This is a genomic window from Pseudarthrobacter sp. 05T312, from assembly GCF_056396685.1.
This window is the reverse complement of record NZ_JBFTLY010000019.1, coordinates 15,845-28,468: the sequence shown is the minus strand read 5'-3', so window position 1 is coordinate 28,468 and position 12,624 is coordinate 15,845. Positions and strand designations below refer to the sequence as shown.

At 68.2% G+C, this 12,624-nt stretch carries 14 protein-coding genes; 8 read left to right on the top strand and 6 right to left on the bottom strand.

Annotation, left to right across the window (positions count from 1 at the left end):
* Positions 1–5: 5 nt before the first annotated feature.
* Positions 6–1,286, top strand: coding sequence for a Y-family DNA polymerase (locus tag AC1DIP_RS18365; protein WP_477734650.1), 1,281 nt, complete (start codon positions 6–8; stop codon positions 1,284–1,286).
* A 52-nt stretch (positions 1,287–1,338) separates the two neighbouring features.
* Here the strand turns inward: AC1DIP_RS18365 and AC1DIP_RS18360 are convergent, their stop codons facing one another.
* Positions 1,339–1,485, bottom strand: coding sequence for a lmo0937 family membrane protein (locus AC1DIP_RS18360; protein ID WP_141158652.1), 147 nt, complete (start codon positions 1,483–1,485; stop codon positions 1,339–1,341).
* 386 nt (positions 1,486–1,871) lie between these two features.
* On the opposite strand from AC1DIP_RS18360, the gene AC1DIP_RS18355 reads away from it, so the two are divergent.
* Complete coding sequence (locus tag AC1DIP_RS18355; protein ID WP_477734607.1) at positions 1,872–3,050, top strand: ABC transporter substrate-binding protein; 1,179 nt, start codon at positions 1,872–1,874, stop codon at positions 3,048–3,050.
* Positions 3,051–3,427: 377 nt separating this feature from the next.
* Here AC1DIP_RS18355 and AC1DIP_RS18350 read toward each other — a convergent pair whose 3' ends face one another.
* On the bottom strand, positions 3,428–3,715 hold the full coding sequence (locus AC1DIP_RS18350) for a hypothetical protein (RefSeq protein ID WP_477734606.1): 288 nt from the start codon (positions 3,713–3,715) through the stop codon (positions 3,428–3,430).
* Between the two features lie 85 nt (positions 3,716–3,800).
* Here AC1DIP_RS18350 and AC1DIP_RS18345 point away from each other — a divergent pair, with 85 nt between their 5' ends.
* Positions 3,801–4,271, top strand: a complete 471-nt coding sequence (locus AC1DIP_RS18345) for a matrixin family metalloprotease (RefSeq protein ID WP_477734605.1) — start codon at positions 3,801–3,803, stop codon at positions 4,269–4,271.
* Between the two features lie 7 nt (positions 4,272–4,278).
* Here AC1DIP_RS18345 and AC1DIP_RS18340 read toward each other — a convergent pair whose 3' ends face one another.
* Both AC1DIP_RS18340 and AC1DIP_RS18335 read right to left on the bottom strand, forming a co-directional pair.
* On the bottom strand, positions 4,279–5,229 hold the full coding sequence (locus AC1DIP_RS18340; RefSeq protein ID WP_476208405.1) for a PfkB family carbohydrate kinase: 951 nt from the start codon (positions 5,227–5,229) through the stop codon (positions 4,279–4,281).
* A 36-nt stretch (positions 5,230–5,265) separates the two neighbouring features.
* Complete coding sequence (locus tag AC1DIP_RS18335) at positions 5,266–6,057, bottom strand: alpha/beta hydrolase (protein ID WP_477734604.1); 792 nt, start codon at positions 6,055–6,057, stop codon at positions 5,266–5,268.
* Between the two features lie 175 nt (positions 6,058–6,232).
* Between AC1DIP_RS18335 and AC1DIP_RS18330 the strand changes: the two genes are divergently transcribed.
* From AC1DIP_RS18330 to AC1DIP_RS18310, 5 genes are all read left to right on the top strand, one after another.
* Positions 6,233–6,886, top strand: a complete 654-nt coding sequence (locus tag AC1DIP_RS18330; RefSeq protein WP_477734603.1) for a cyclodeaminase/cyclohydrolase family protein — start codon at positions 6,233–6,235, stop codon at positions 6,884–6,886.
* Positions 6,887–6,964: 78 nt separating this feature from the next.
* Positions 6,965–7,897: a hypothetical protein gene (locus AC1DIP_RS18325; protein WP_477734602.1), complete on the top strand. Its 933-nt coding sequence runs from the start codon at positions 6,965–6,967 to the stop codon at positions 7,895–7,897.
* Between the two features lie 83 nt (positions 7,898–7,980).
* Positions 7,981–8,292 carry a hypothetical protein gene (locus tag AC1DIP_RS18320; protein ID WP_476208398.1) on the top strand — a complete coding sequence of 104 codons (312 nt, stop codon included), beginning with the start codon at positions 7,981–7,983 and terminating at the stop codon, positions 8,290–8,292.
* A gap of 49 nt (positions 8,293–8,341) precedes the next feature.
* Positions 8,342–9,079 (top strand): SDR family NAD(P)-dependent oxidoreductase, encoded by a 738-nt coding sequence (locus AC1DIP_RS18315; protein WP_477734601.1) that lies wholly within the window; start codon positions 8,342–8,344, stop codon positions 9,077–9,079.
* Entirely contained in the window at positions 9,076–10,158 is a 1,083-nt protein-coding gene (locus AC1DIP_RS18310) for a LacI family DNA-binding transcriptional regulator (protein WP_477734600.1), read from the top strand. The genes AC1DIP_RS18315 and AC1DIP_RS18310 overlap by 4 nt, the downstream gene beginning before the upstream one ends.
* A gap of 76 nt (positions 10,159–10,234) precedes the next feature.
* Here AC1DIP_RS18310 and AC1DIP_RS18305 read toward each other — a convergent pair whose 3' ends face one another.
* Both AC1DIP_RS18305 and uriT read right to left on the bottom strand, forming a co-directional pair.
* Positions 10,235–11,197: a ribokinase gene (locus AC1DIP_RS18305; protein WP_477734599.1), complete on the bottom strand. Its 963-nt coding sequence runs from the start codon at positions 11,195–11,197 to the stop codon at positions 10,235–10,237.
* Positions 11,194–12,609 carry a uridine transporter UriT gene (uriT, locus tag AC1DIP_RS18300; protein WP_476208392.1) on the bottom strand — a complete coding sequence of 472 codons (1,416 nt, stop codon included), beginning with the start codon at positions 12,607–12,609 and terminating at the stop codon, positions 11,194–11,196. Before uriT ends, AC1DIP_RS18305 begins: the two co-directional genes overlap by 4 nt.
* Positions 12,610–12,624 lie beyond the last annotated feature (15 nt).

Here is a 12,624-nt window from a genome sequence, read left to right as displayed (position 1 = left end):
TCCCCATGCGGCAGATGCCCCAGATCGCGCACGTGGACGTCAACTGCTTCTATGCCTCCGCCGAACGCGCCTTCGACCCCTCGCTGGAAGGCCGCCCGCTGGTGGTGCTGTCCAACAACGACGGTTGCGCGGTGACCCGCTCCCCCGAGGCGAAGGCCCTTGGCATCGCCACGGGCGAGCCGTGGTTCAAGCTTGCGCCGAGGGCCAAGGAGTGGGGCCTGGTGGCTAAGTCCAGCAACTATGAGCTGTATGGCGACATCAGCTCACGGGTCATGGAGCTGCTGGGCAGGTACTCGGCGTGGCTGGAGGTCTACAGCATCGACGAGGCCTTCCTGGGCGTAAAGGGCAGCCCGGACGACCTCCTGGTGCTGGGCCGCCGGATGAAAGAGGCGGTGCGGCGGCATGTCGGGGTGCCGGTCTGCGTGGGCATCGCCCCCACCAAGACCCTGGCCAAGCTCTGCAACAAGTGGGCCAAGAACAATCCCGCTTTCGGCGGTGTCTGCCTCTGGGAGGCGGTACCGGCTGACGTCCGGGAACTGCTAATGGCCCGGTTGCCTGTGGACGAGATCTGGGGCATTGCCGGCCGGCTCACCAAACGGCTCAACGTGCTGGGAATCTTCACGGTCCAGGACCTGGTCGGCGCGGATCCAGTCGTGATCAGGGACAAGTTCTCGGTGGTGCTGATGCGCACCGTCCTGGAACTGCGGGGCACGCCCTGTATCCCCATGGAGGAAGAGCGCATCGGCCGGGACCAGCTGATTTTTTCCCGCTCCTTTGCCACTCCGGTAACAACAGCCGCCGGACTTCGGGAGGTGTTCAGCGTTTACGGGCAGCAGGCCAGTGCCAGGCTGTCCAAGCACGGGCTGCAGGCCAAGGTCCTGACAGCCTTCGCTGCCACTTCGCCCTTCCGGGACAACGAGCAGGCTTATCCGTCCGTCTGCGTCCCGCTGCCCATGCCCACCGCGGACCCGCTGCTGCTCACCCGGGCCGCGCACGCGCTGCTGCCAAACATCAAAGAAGGATTGAAGTACGCCAAGGCGGGCCTGATGCTCACCGACCTTCGGCCCACGGGCAACCAGCCACCGCTGGCGCCGTTCGAGAACCGGCACGAGGAACGCGGCATCGGCCCCCTGCTGGAGAATGTGAGCCATCGCTTCGGGCGCGGCTCAATAGGGCTGGGACACGCCGGCATCAAATCCGGCCTGGACTGGACCATGAAACGGGGCATGCGCTCGCCCCGGTACACCACGCATTGGGACGAACTCCCCGTGGTCAAGGCGGCCTGAGGCCCCGGTTTCCGCCGCCGGCCGGAGGGCGGGCGGCGGAAACCTGTTGGCGCTAGGCCCGGGACCTGTTTTGGATGAAGTGGAAGATCAGCACCACCACGGCGATCACCAACAGGATGTGGATCAGGCCCCCGCCAATATTTGCGAGCAGTCCGAGGAGCCAGAGAACGGCGATGATAATAGCGATCCAAAGCAACATGAGAATCTCCTACATTGTTTTTTGTTCGAATTGCTGATTGTTCAAACCGGCGCTGCACAAAAAGCCGGCCGTAAGGAATCCACCCCTGCCTCTCGCTCCGGGCCCCCATGCCACATCTGTTATTCACGCCCACGTGACGTGATGGTTATCACCATATTTCAGGAAGTGCCAACTGGAAACGGCCTATCAAATGGAAATAGGAACGTGTCTTATTACCTGGCATCCGCGGGGCCGCGGATAAGACGTTCCGGGACGTTTCTTGACCCTCTGCGACGCCGCGTTGAGCGTTCGCGTCGTCCCGTGAACGCCCGCTACGGGATTGATTGTGGGGCCGCCGGGCCGTCCGTAACCTCGTCTCAGCATCCGCCCCCAGCAGAGGAGTTCCCATGGCCAACCCGCAGGACAAGAATCCGCAGACGCAGCAAGGTTCAACCCGGATCGTTGCCGGGCAGCCCGCTAAATACGCCCGCCCGCGTGGCCTAAAAATCGGAATCGCGGCAGCCGTCCTGGCCCTCATCGGCGGGGGTGCCGCCGTCGCTTCCTCGGTTAACAGCAGCGCCCCTGCGGCCACGCAGGAGGGCGCGCCTGCCGGCAACCCAGCGGCCGAGCTGAAGCTTGGCTACTTTGGGAACGTCACCCACGCGCCGGCCCTCGTGGGCGTCAGCAAAGGCTTCATCAAGGATGAGCTCGGCGGCACCAAGCTCAGCACCCAGGTATTCAACGCCGGTCCCGCAGCCATCGAGGCCCTGAATGCCGGCGCCATCGATGCCACCTACATCGGACCCAACCCGGCGATCAATTCCTTCGTGAAGAGCCAGGGCCAGTCGGTCAACATCATCGCCGGCGCCGCCGCCGGTGGAGCGCAACTGGTGGTCAAGCCGGACATCACCTCCGCCGCCGACCTCAAGGGCAAGACCCTCGCCTCCCCGCAGCTCGGCGGAACCCAGGACGTGGCCCTGCGCGCGTGGCTTTCATCCCAGCGATACAAAACAAACGTGGACGGCAGCGGTGACGTGGCCATCAACCCCACGGAGAACGCCCAGACCCTCAAGCTGTTCCAGGACGGAAAGCTCGACGGCGCGTGGCTGCCTGAGCCGTGGGCGTCACGGCTGGTGCTGAACGCCGGAGCCAGGGTGCTGGTGGATGAAAAGGACCTGTGGGATGGTTCGCTGTCCGGCAAGCCCGGCGAATTCCCCACCACCATCCTGATCGTGAACCGGCAGTTCGCCGCCGACCATCCCGACACCGTGAAGGCGCTCCTGAAGGGCCACGCGAAATCGGTCGAGTGGCTGAACAGCGCATCAGCCTCCGACAAGGCCACCGTGATCAATTCAGCCCTCAAGGAAGCCGCCGGCGCCGAACTGACGGCGGACGTCATTGACCGCTCGTTGAAGAACATTGTGTTCACGGTGGACCCGCTCGCCGGCACCTACCAGAAGCTCCTGGCCGACGGCGTCACCGCTGGCACCACCAAGCAGGCCGACATCAACGGGATCTTCGACCTGCGGGCCCTCAACAGTGTCTCCACCGTGAAGACCTCCGCCGCCGGGCTCGGGCAGGAGTAAAAGCGCATCGATTGCTCCGTCAACGCCCTTTTGAGCCCCCATAACGGCATCTACGGAGCAATCGATGGGGCCGTCGGGTGCGCTTCGGCCCGGAAGCGGCGCGGCCGTCTTTCTTGCTTGAATCCTGCGCCTTTCCCGCGGCAGGACCGGGCAACCCGCCTTTAGGCTGGGAGGGTTGGCCGGCGGCAGGCGGCCGGGACTAGGGGGATGCCGGTGCACGGTTACGGAAATGGCAGGGATTCGCAACAGGACGGGCCGGACGGCTACGCCCCGCCAAACGTCCGGCGTTCCCCCAGCGGACGCATCCCGCAATGGGCCATCGACGAAGCGTACGGCAGGGCGGAGGCTGCTTCACCCTGGCGGGCCCCCACCCCCTCTCAACGGCGCCGGAAGAAGTTCCGGGGACGGCCCGGGACGCGGAGCTGGTCCAGGCGGTCCATCCGGGTGCGGACGGTCCTGGGGATCGCCCTGGTTGCCTGCTTGTACTTTTCACCGGCGCTCTTCGACCGCTTGGTCCTTCCTGCCGTGGCCCCGTACCTGCCGGGGGCGAAAATGCCGCCGCCGGGATATGAAGCCGCTTCCGCGCCCTTGGGCACGCCGCCGGCCAGCACAGGCTCCACCGCCTTTGTGCTGCAGGAGTCGCCGAGGGCAAGCCAGCCGGTCATTGCGTACGACCCGTGCCGCCCGGTCCATTATGTTGTCCGTCCGGACAACGCGCTGCCTGGTGGCGACGTCCTGATCCGGGAGGCTGTGGCAGCAGTCTCCCAGGCCTCCGGGCTCCAGTTTGTCGATGACGGACCGACGACGGAAGCGCCGTCAGATGACCGGTCGGCGTTCCAGCCGGACCGCTACGGAAAGCGGTGGGTGCCGCTTCTCATTGCCTGGTCAACGCCTGTTGAGACCCCCGGCCTTGCAGGGAACGTCGCCAGCCTCGGCGGGAGCGCCTACGTGGAGGTCCCCGGCCAGCCGCTGGTCCTCGAAGCAGGGCAGGTGCGCCTTGATGCCCCCGACCTTGCCGGGATCATCGCCGGCAGGCCGGACGGCGCCGCCGAGGTCCGCGCCATCATCATGCACGAGCTCGGACACGTGCTGGGCCTGGACCACGTCAACGATCCGGCCCAACTGATGTATGCCGAAAACATGGGCGTCCGGGACTTCGCTGCCGGTGACCGCGCCGGGCTGGCCCTGCTGGGCAGCGGCCCCTGCGTCCCGCAGCTCTAGCGCCCCACTAAGCCCCTTCCCCTTCTGCCCCGTGGAGCTCCTCCCGGGTCGGCGGGTTGGCGCCCGGGCGGGACACCGTGACGGCGGCCGCGCGGGCGGCGTGTGCCAGGAGTTCGGAGAGTCCCTCGACGGGAAGGTCGCGCAGGTCCTGCCGGTTCTGGGCGCCGTCCAGCTCCCGGTCCACCAGGCCGGACAGCAGGGCCGCCATGAAAGAATCCCCGGCCCCCACGGTATCCGCCACCTCCACCTGTGGGGCGGGAATGGCGGCTTCGCCGGCCCGGCACACACCCCACGGCCCGTCAGCACCGCGGGTGACCACCACCATCGCCGGGCCTTCCTCCCCGCCGAGTGCCAGCCACTTGCGGGCCGAATCCAGCACGTCCTGTCCCGGGTAAAGCCAGGCCAGGTCCTCGTCCGAGGCCTTGACCACGTCGGACAACGTGACGAACTTTTCGGCCTGGCGCCGGGCAAAGTCCACGTCCGTGATGATGCTGGGCCGGCAGTTGGGATCGAAACTGATGGTGGCGGACGGGTGGGCGTATTCGACGGCGGCCAGCACGTCGGTGGCCCCGGGCGCCAGCATGGTGGCAATGGAGCCGGTGTGCAGCAGGGTGGTTCCCTGCAGCATGAAGCCAAGCCGGTCTGCCAGGTGCGGCAGCTCCCAGGCGAGGTCAAAGGTGTAGGTGGCGGCGCCGTCGTCGTCAATCAGTGCGGTGGCCACGCTGGTGGGCAGCTCGTCCGGGGCCACCGGCAGCATGACGGAGCTGGCGCGCAGGTGCGCCGCCACCGAGTCGCCGTACGCGTCCCGGCCGTAACGGCCAATGAACTGCACCGGGTGGTCCAGCCGGGCCAGGCCCACCGCGACATTCAGGGGGCTTCCGCCCACGTGGGCCTCGATTCCGGAAGCGCGCTGGACAACGTCAACAAGGCCTTCGCCGATCACTGTGAGCATGGTCATACTCTGCCAGAAAGCGGCCGCCGTCAGCAGTTCGTGTCAGCCGAGCAGCTTTCCAACCAGTTCCCGGCACGTCACATAGGCCTCCGCGGCGGGATCGATGAGCGCGAAGTGGTCCCCCGGCACCGTGACCAGCCGCGCCGGGACGGCTCCGGAACGGCTGGCCTCCACGTAGGTTGTGGACATGCCCAGGGGCACATCATCGTCTTCCGTCGCGTGGACGGCGTAGACCGGAACATCCAGCGGCAGCGCTGCCATGGGGTCGGCCACGCGGTGGCGCCCGGGGAAGTCCGACGACGGTCCGCCCAGCAGGTTGCCCACGGCGCCGTTGCTGAGGCCCAGCCTTTCGGCGTCGGCCAGATTCAGCACGCCGGACTGGCTGACCACCCCGGTGAGGCGGACGCCGTCGTTCGTGTTCTCAAGTTGGCGGGCCTCCGGCCCCAGCCCATCCAGCCGGTCCCTGCCTGCCGCCCACACCGCCAGGTGGCCGCCGGCCGAATGTCCCAGCGCCACCACCTTGCCCAGGTCCAGCGAGTGCGGCCCTGCGAGCGCCGTAAGCTTGTCGATGCCCGCGAGGATGTCCCGAAAGGTCTCCGGCCAGCCTCCGCCGTTCCCGGCACGGCGGTACTCCAGGTTCCAGGCGACCATGCCGTGTTCCGCGAGGTCCATGGCCAGCGGCTCCCCCAGTTCGGCGCCGTACGTGGAACGCCAGTAGCCGCCGTGGATCACCACCACAACGCCCCGGTGTATCCCGCCGGCCAGAAGTTCCGGCAGGAAAAGCTCGCCCCACAGGCTGGGATCCTGGCCGTACTGGTATCTATGCCGCTGCACCCTGCCGAGACTACATGCGCCTGCCGGCGGGTGGGTGTCACGGTGGCCCACTTTTGGGGCGGCGTCAGCGGCAACGCCGCGGGCATCCGCCGCCGGGGCCTCGAAAACTGGGCCAGTCTGGGCGTCCTGGCAGGTGTCCGTTTAGGCCGCCATATTTATGGGCACCATTCATGGCATGGAAAAGGCTGAAGCAACAACCCAGGAATCCACCGTCGAGGAGTGGACACGTGCGCTGGCAGAGTCCACGGGCTCACCGGGCGGGGGCGCGGGGACCGGCCTGATGCTGGCGGTGGCAGCATCGCTGACGTCGATGGTGGCCGGCTACAGCGGTGGGGAGGACGACGGCGGGGAGCCGGCGGAGATAAGGACCCGCGCGCAGGCGCTGCGCCGGGAAGCCCTGCAACTGGCTGATGACGATGCGTCCGCCTCCAAAGCCTTCGGTGCTGCCTTCCGGCTGGAACCGGGGCCGGAACGGGACGAGGCAATCCGCCGCGCGTCGCTGGAAGCTGCAGCATCTTCAGCCGTCCTTGGCGAGCGCGCCATCCAGGCGATCGACGACCTCGCCTGGCTGGCCACCAACGGCAACCGGGCACTGGTTGCGGACGTCGTTGTTGCGTTCGGCGCCCTCCGGGCCGCCGTGGCAGGCGCCCGCACGAATATCAGCTTCGACCTTGGCTCCCTCCGCTCCACCGGAGACAGCCTTGATACGGTGCGTCAACAGCAGCCGGACCTGTGGGCAGCGGTCCAGAAACTCAATGGAGCCATGGACCGCATCGACGCCCTCACCGCAGACATCGATCACCGCGCCGCCCCAACCGACTCAGCCTGAGCTGTTGGACTCTGCCGCAGGGCTGTGCTTATGGTGGGCAGCATTGTTTGCAGGTGAGTCCGGGGGGAGGCGTACAACATGGAGCCAAGATTCGCTGCGTGGAGCTTCCTCCGCCCCCTTTTACTCGCCGTGGCGGCAGCAGCGGCATGGATCGCCCTGTCCGCTGCGGGCGCTTCCGCTGATTCCGCCACTCACAACGATCCGCTCCTGGCTGCCGCCCCGCCCGCCATGGGAGCGGTCACCACCACAGTGACCCAGCAGGCCCGGGAAGCCTTGCCGGCCGGAACTGTCAGCAACCCTGCCCCAGCGCCTACAGCAGTGCCTTCGATCCAGGCGGCGGCCAAGGAAGCCACCGCCCTGGCCGACCACGTTGCGGAGACTGTTCCGGTGGTCACCACCGTAGTACCGGAAGGAACCGTCGCCGCAACGGTGGATCCGGCCCTGGGTACCGTGGACCACGTTGTTGGCGGAACGGTACGGACCATTACTCCCGTGGCCGGCGCGGTCCTCGAACCGGTCCTTGACCCTGTCCTCAATGCCGTACCACTGACTGCGCCCGTGGCCTCCGGAGAGCCGAAGGCACCGGCCCTCCCGCCTGTTGCCGACGTGCCGCAGGCCGGAGACGGACCACGCGCGGGGGCAGCCGCACCGGTGGTTGCGCCCACCAGCATTGCGCCGGGTTCCGCCCTGCCCGGCCCAGGACCCCTCCACCTCCACGACCGGCTGTCCTGCAACGGCCTGCCGCACCATCAGCAGACCATGCACGCCACCGGTACTCTCCAGCTCCCGGGGACGGATCCGCACAACACGCCGTTCCAAGGACCCTTTGATGCGCTGCCCGGCACCGCTGCAGGCGGAAGCGGTTCATCCAGCGGCAATGGTTCGGGCATGCCCGCATGGCTCGCGTCCCATAACCTGCGGATCCCCGGGGACTGCCAATCCAGCATCGAAGGCAGTTTGCCCGAGGCTACGCCACCGGTGTCCTTCGACCCCGGATCATCTCCCGACTAGTTGCGGCCCTCCGCGTCCCGGCGCGAATGAGCCAGTCCCGGGCTAAGCAGTAGGCCCGACCCAAACTTTCAGGAGAACCCCAAATGATGCACCGCACTATCCGTGGATGCCTGCTCAGCGCCGTCATCGCAGGCGGCCTGCTTGGCGCCAACGGCGCAGCCGCCAACGCCTCTGCCACCCCGGCGGCAGCACCGATCACCATGTCCATTGGCCACACCTCAACCCCACCGGGCCAGGCGCAGGCCGGTGAGGCAGTTGCTAATGCAGCACCCGGCGCACCGGACCCCGGGACCGCGCCGACCACTGGCGTCAATTCCGGACTCCTGGGCGTGGGCGTGCTGCTTGTGGTCTTCGGCGGTGTGCTGGCCCTGATCCTGGGCCGAAAGCGCGGCTGACCCGGCGCGGGTAGCGTAGGAAACCACCACCTATCAGGAAGGCCCCCGCATGGCACGCGTCTTCATCACCGGTTCCACCGATGGGCTTGGCCTGGCAACGGCGGACACGCTGCTGCGGGACGGACACGAGGTGATCGTGCATGCGCGGTCCCCGCAGCGCGTCCCCGCGGTGCAGCACCTGCTGGACCGCGGGGCACACTGCCTCGTCGGGGACCTCGCGGCGCAGGCCGAGGTCCGGCAGATCGCGGCCGACGCCAACAGAATCGGCCGGCTGGACGCCGTCATCCACAATGCCGGCGTCCTCAGCGGCGCGGCACTGCTGCCGGTGAACGTTGTGGCCCCGTACCTGCTGACAGCGCTGATCCCCGGACCCCGGCGCCTTATCTACCTGAGCAGCGGCATGCACCGCGGCGGCGACACCGGCCTGGACGGCCTGGACTGGGCAGGACGTACGACGACGGCCTCCTACTCCACCACCAAGCTATACGTCACGGCGCTGTCGGCAGCGGTGGCCAGGCTGGTGCCGGGCGTCGCCAGCAACGCCGTGGATCCCGGCTGGGTGCCCACCCGGATGGGCGGCCGGTCAGCACCGGACAGCCTGGAACTGGGCCACCGCACCCAGGAATGGCTCGCCACCAGCGACGACCCGGCCGCCTTGTCCAGCGGCGGCTATTGGTACCACCAGCACCTGCAGGCCCCGCACCCGGCCGCCAGTGATCCGACATTCCAGGACGCCCTGCTGGCCCGGCTCGCCGAACACACAGGTGCCACCCTGGAGGGCCGGTGAGCTCAACGGAGAATGGCGCGGAGGCATCCGAGCGGGAAACAGGGCACCCCACGCTAAAAGCGCCTGACCGGCCGCATCCCGTGACCCTCCGCGAGGTGGCCGAAGCGGCCGGCGTTTCCACGGCCACGGTCTCTCTGGTGGTCAATAAGAAAAAGGATGCCCGGATCGCCGCGGACACCCGCCAGCGCGTCACGGACGCCATCCGTTCCCTGGGCTACCGGCCCAACGCCATGGCCAAAACCCTTGTCAGCGGAACGTCCAAGTTCATTGGGCTGGTAGCCGACGGCGTGGCCACCACGCCATTTGCCGGCCAGATCATCCACGGGGCGCAGGACGAGGCGCGGAAGCACGGGTACGCGCTGCTCATCGCCAACACCGAGGGCAACGGCGAGCTGGAGCAGGACGCCATCGCCATGATGCTGGAGTACAAGGTGCGCGGCATCCTGTATTCCACCTGGTTCCACCGGCAGGCCGACATTCCGTCGCCGCTGCGGGAAGCGGACTTCGTCCTGGTGAACTGCTTCTCCAACGAACAGGGTGCCCGGGCCGTGGTTCCGGACGAGGTCCAGGGCGGCCGCTCCGCGACGGAACTCCTGTTGGCGCACGGCCATCGGCGGATCGCATTCATCAACGCCACCATCCCGGCACCGGCCAAGGATGGGCGGCTGGCCGGTTACCGGCAGGCCTTGGAGAACGCCGGTATTCCGTTCGATCCGGACCTGGTGCTGGAGGCCTGTCCGGACCAGGAGGGCGGCTACCTGGCCACGGCCGGGCTGCTTAAGCGGGGCGCCCCTGCCGTTTTCTGCTACAACGACCGCATGGCCATGGGCCTCTACGACGGCCTGCGCGAACACGGGCTGTCCATCCCCGGGGACGTCGCCGTGGTGGGCTTCGACAACCAGGAAGTCATCGCCGCACACCTCCGGCCGCCGCTGTCCACCGTGGCCTTGCCGCACTATGAACTCGGCGCCGCCGGGGTCCGGGTGCTGCTGGGAATCGACCCGGCCCCCGGCGGCCTGGCAAAGATCCACTGCCCTGCCGTGGAACGCGCGTCGGTGCAGGTCCAGGCCCACGCATAGCCCGTCGATTGCTCCGTAAACGCCGTTTTGACGCACGAAAAGGGCGTTTACGGAGCAATCGATGGGTTTGTAGGGGTCAGGCGGTACCGAGGCGGCGTTCGACGTCGGCCGCTTCCGGATACGCCGCCTGCGTCCCCTTGCGGGTGGTGGCCAGCGCCGCGGCAACGGAGGCGAACGCTGCGGCTTCCGGGAGTGCATCGCCCGCGGCCAGCCGCACCGCCACGGCACCGGTGAAGGCGTCCCCGGCTCCGGTGGTGTCCACGGCGGACACCGTGGTGGGCCGGATCCGGGTCACGCGGGCACCGGGCGCTGCGAGTGAGTCCAGCACCACGGACCCCTGCGAGCCCAGGGTCACCAGGGCCTGCTGGATCCCGTGGCCGGCAAACCGCTCCCGCACCGCGTCCCACTCCTCAGCAGGAGCGTCCGCCCCCGGAACTTCAGAAGCCAGGAACAGCGCGGCCTCGTGCGCGTTGACCAGGAGGACATCTGCCAACCCAGCCAGGGCTGGCGGGATCTCTGCATACGGCGACAGGTTCAGCAACACTGTTGCGCCGGCGTCGTGCCCTGCCTGTGCGGCGGCCAGCACGGTCTCCATGCCGACTTCCAGGCAGAGGCTCACCACGGCGGCCCCCTCCAGGACCTCCGCGGCGCCGGCCACGTCCGCCGGGGACAGGGTGCCGTTGGCGCCGGCCGAGATGATGATGTTGTTCTCGCCGCGGGCGTCCACGGCGATGACGGCGACACCCGTGGGCTCGCTGGAGGTGCGCACACGGCTGACGTCCACGCCTGCGCCGGCCACCGAGGCCTCAAGCATGTTGCCGTTGGCGTCCTCCCCCACGGCGCCGACCAGGCTGACGTGGCCGCCCAGCCGGGCTGCGGCCACGGCCTGGTTGGCGCTCTTGCCGCCGGGGTTCACGGCGAAGCCGTTGCCCTGCACGGTTTCGCCGGGCTGCGGGAGCCGCTCGCAGTAGATGGTGAGGTCCGCGTTCAGGGAGCCGACGACGACGATCCGGCCTGGAGCGGCAGCGGCAGCACTCATGCGGCCACCTCGGCCTCAACCGGCTTGGGGATCAGCAGCGACGCCGCGAACGCTGCCACGGTCAGGGCCAGGCCCACCACCACGACCGTCAGGTACGACGCGGTCGCATCACCGAGGGCGGAGGTGGCCACCAGCACGGCGGGCAGGATGAGGAAGCTCAGGCCCGCGCCCAGGTTGAAGGCGCCGGCGTTCATGCCGGGGAGAAAGCCGGGGTTGCCGGCGGGTGAAAGGACAACGCCGAGTCCGTTGAGCATGATGTTGACCGTACCGGCGTACATGATGCCCAGCAAGACCGTGCCGGCAATCATCATGGGCAGGCTGTGCAGGCCCAGGAAGGCGATGACGGCGAGCGCGGCGATGCTGCCCAGCAGTCCGATCCGCAGCACCCTGGTGTACCCGAGCACCGGCGCGAGGCGTCCGCTGAGCGGGCCCACCAGCCAGCCCAGCAGGGCGTAGGGGGTGAGGATGATCAGCGACATTTCGGTGGGACCCACCCCGAAGCCGGGGTCCGCGGCCTGGACGTAGGCGGGCACGATGCCGTTGATCACCGCGAAGATGCCGGTCATGGTCAGGGTGGTGGTGAGCAGCGGGGCCCAAGTGGCGCGCTGGCGCAGGTGCACCGTTTCCACCATCGGCTGGGCGGCGCGCTGTTCGGTGCGCCAGAAGGCGAAGAACGCGGCGGCGGCGACCAGCACCAGGGCCAGGCTCAGCATGAGCGTGCCGGAGTCGAAGCCGGCCACAAGCTTGGCGGCCTCGTTGAGCGCGGTGAGCAGGGCGCCCACGGCGACGACGATGAAGAACACGCCGCGCCAGTCCATCCGGGTGCCGGCGCCGGGCTTGCTCTCAGTGGCGAGGAACATGATGAGGGCGGTGGCCGCGAGTGCCAGGACCACCATCAGCCAGAAGATGCTGCGGAAGCCGAAGTGCTCGGCGAAGTAGCCGCCCACGAAGGAGTCCACGCCGGCCACGCCGCCGTTGACGGCGGTGATGAGGCCCATGAGGGTGCCGTACTTGCGCGGGTTGCTGACGGCGGAGCGCAGCATGATCAGGCAGAGCGGAACGGTGGGGCCGCTGACGCCCTGGATGATGCGGCCCACGAAGAGCCAGGTGATGTCCGGGGCCAGTGCGGCGATGACGGAGCCCACCGCCATGAGCAGCATCATGCCCACCAGGACCCTTTTGCGGCCGATGATGTCGCTCAGGCGCGGGAGGAACAGGGAGAACAGGGCGGCGGCGGTGAAGAACCAGGTCTGCGAAAGGCCGATCAGGGCCTGGTCCGCCTTGAGTTCCTGGCCCATGGTCACCAGGGCGGGGCTGAGCATGGAGGCATTGAGCTGGAACGCCACGCAGGCGGCCAGCAGGGCGGTCATGAGGGCGGCGATGTTGCCGCGGCCGGTCTTGGTTTCAGTCATGGTTGCGGTGGCCAT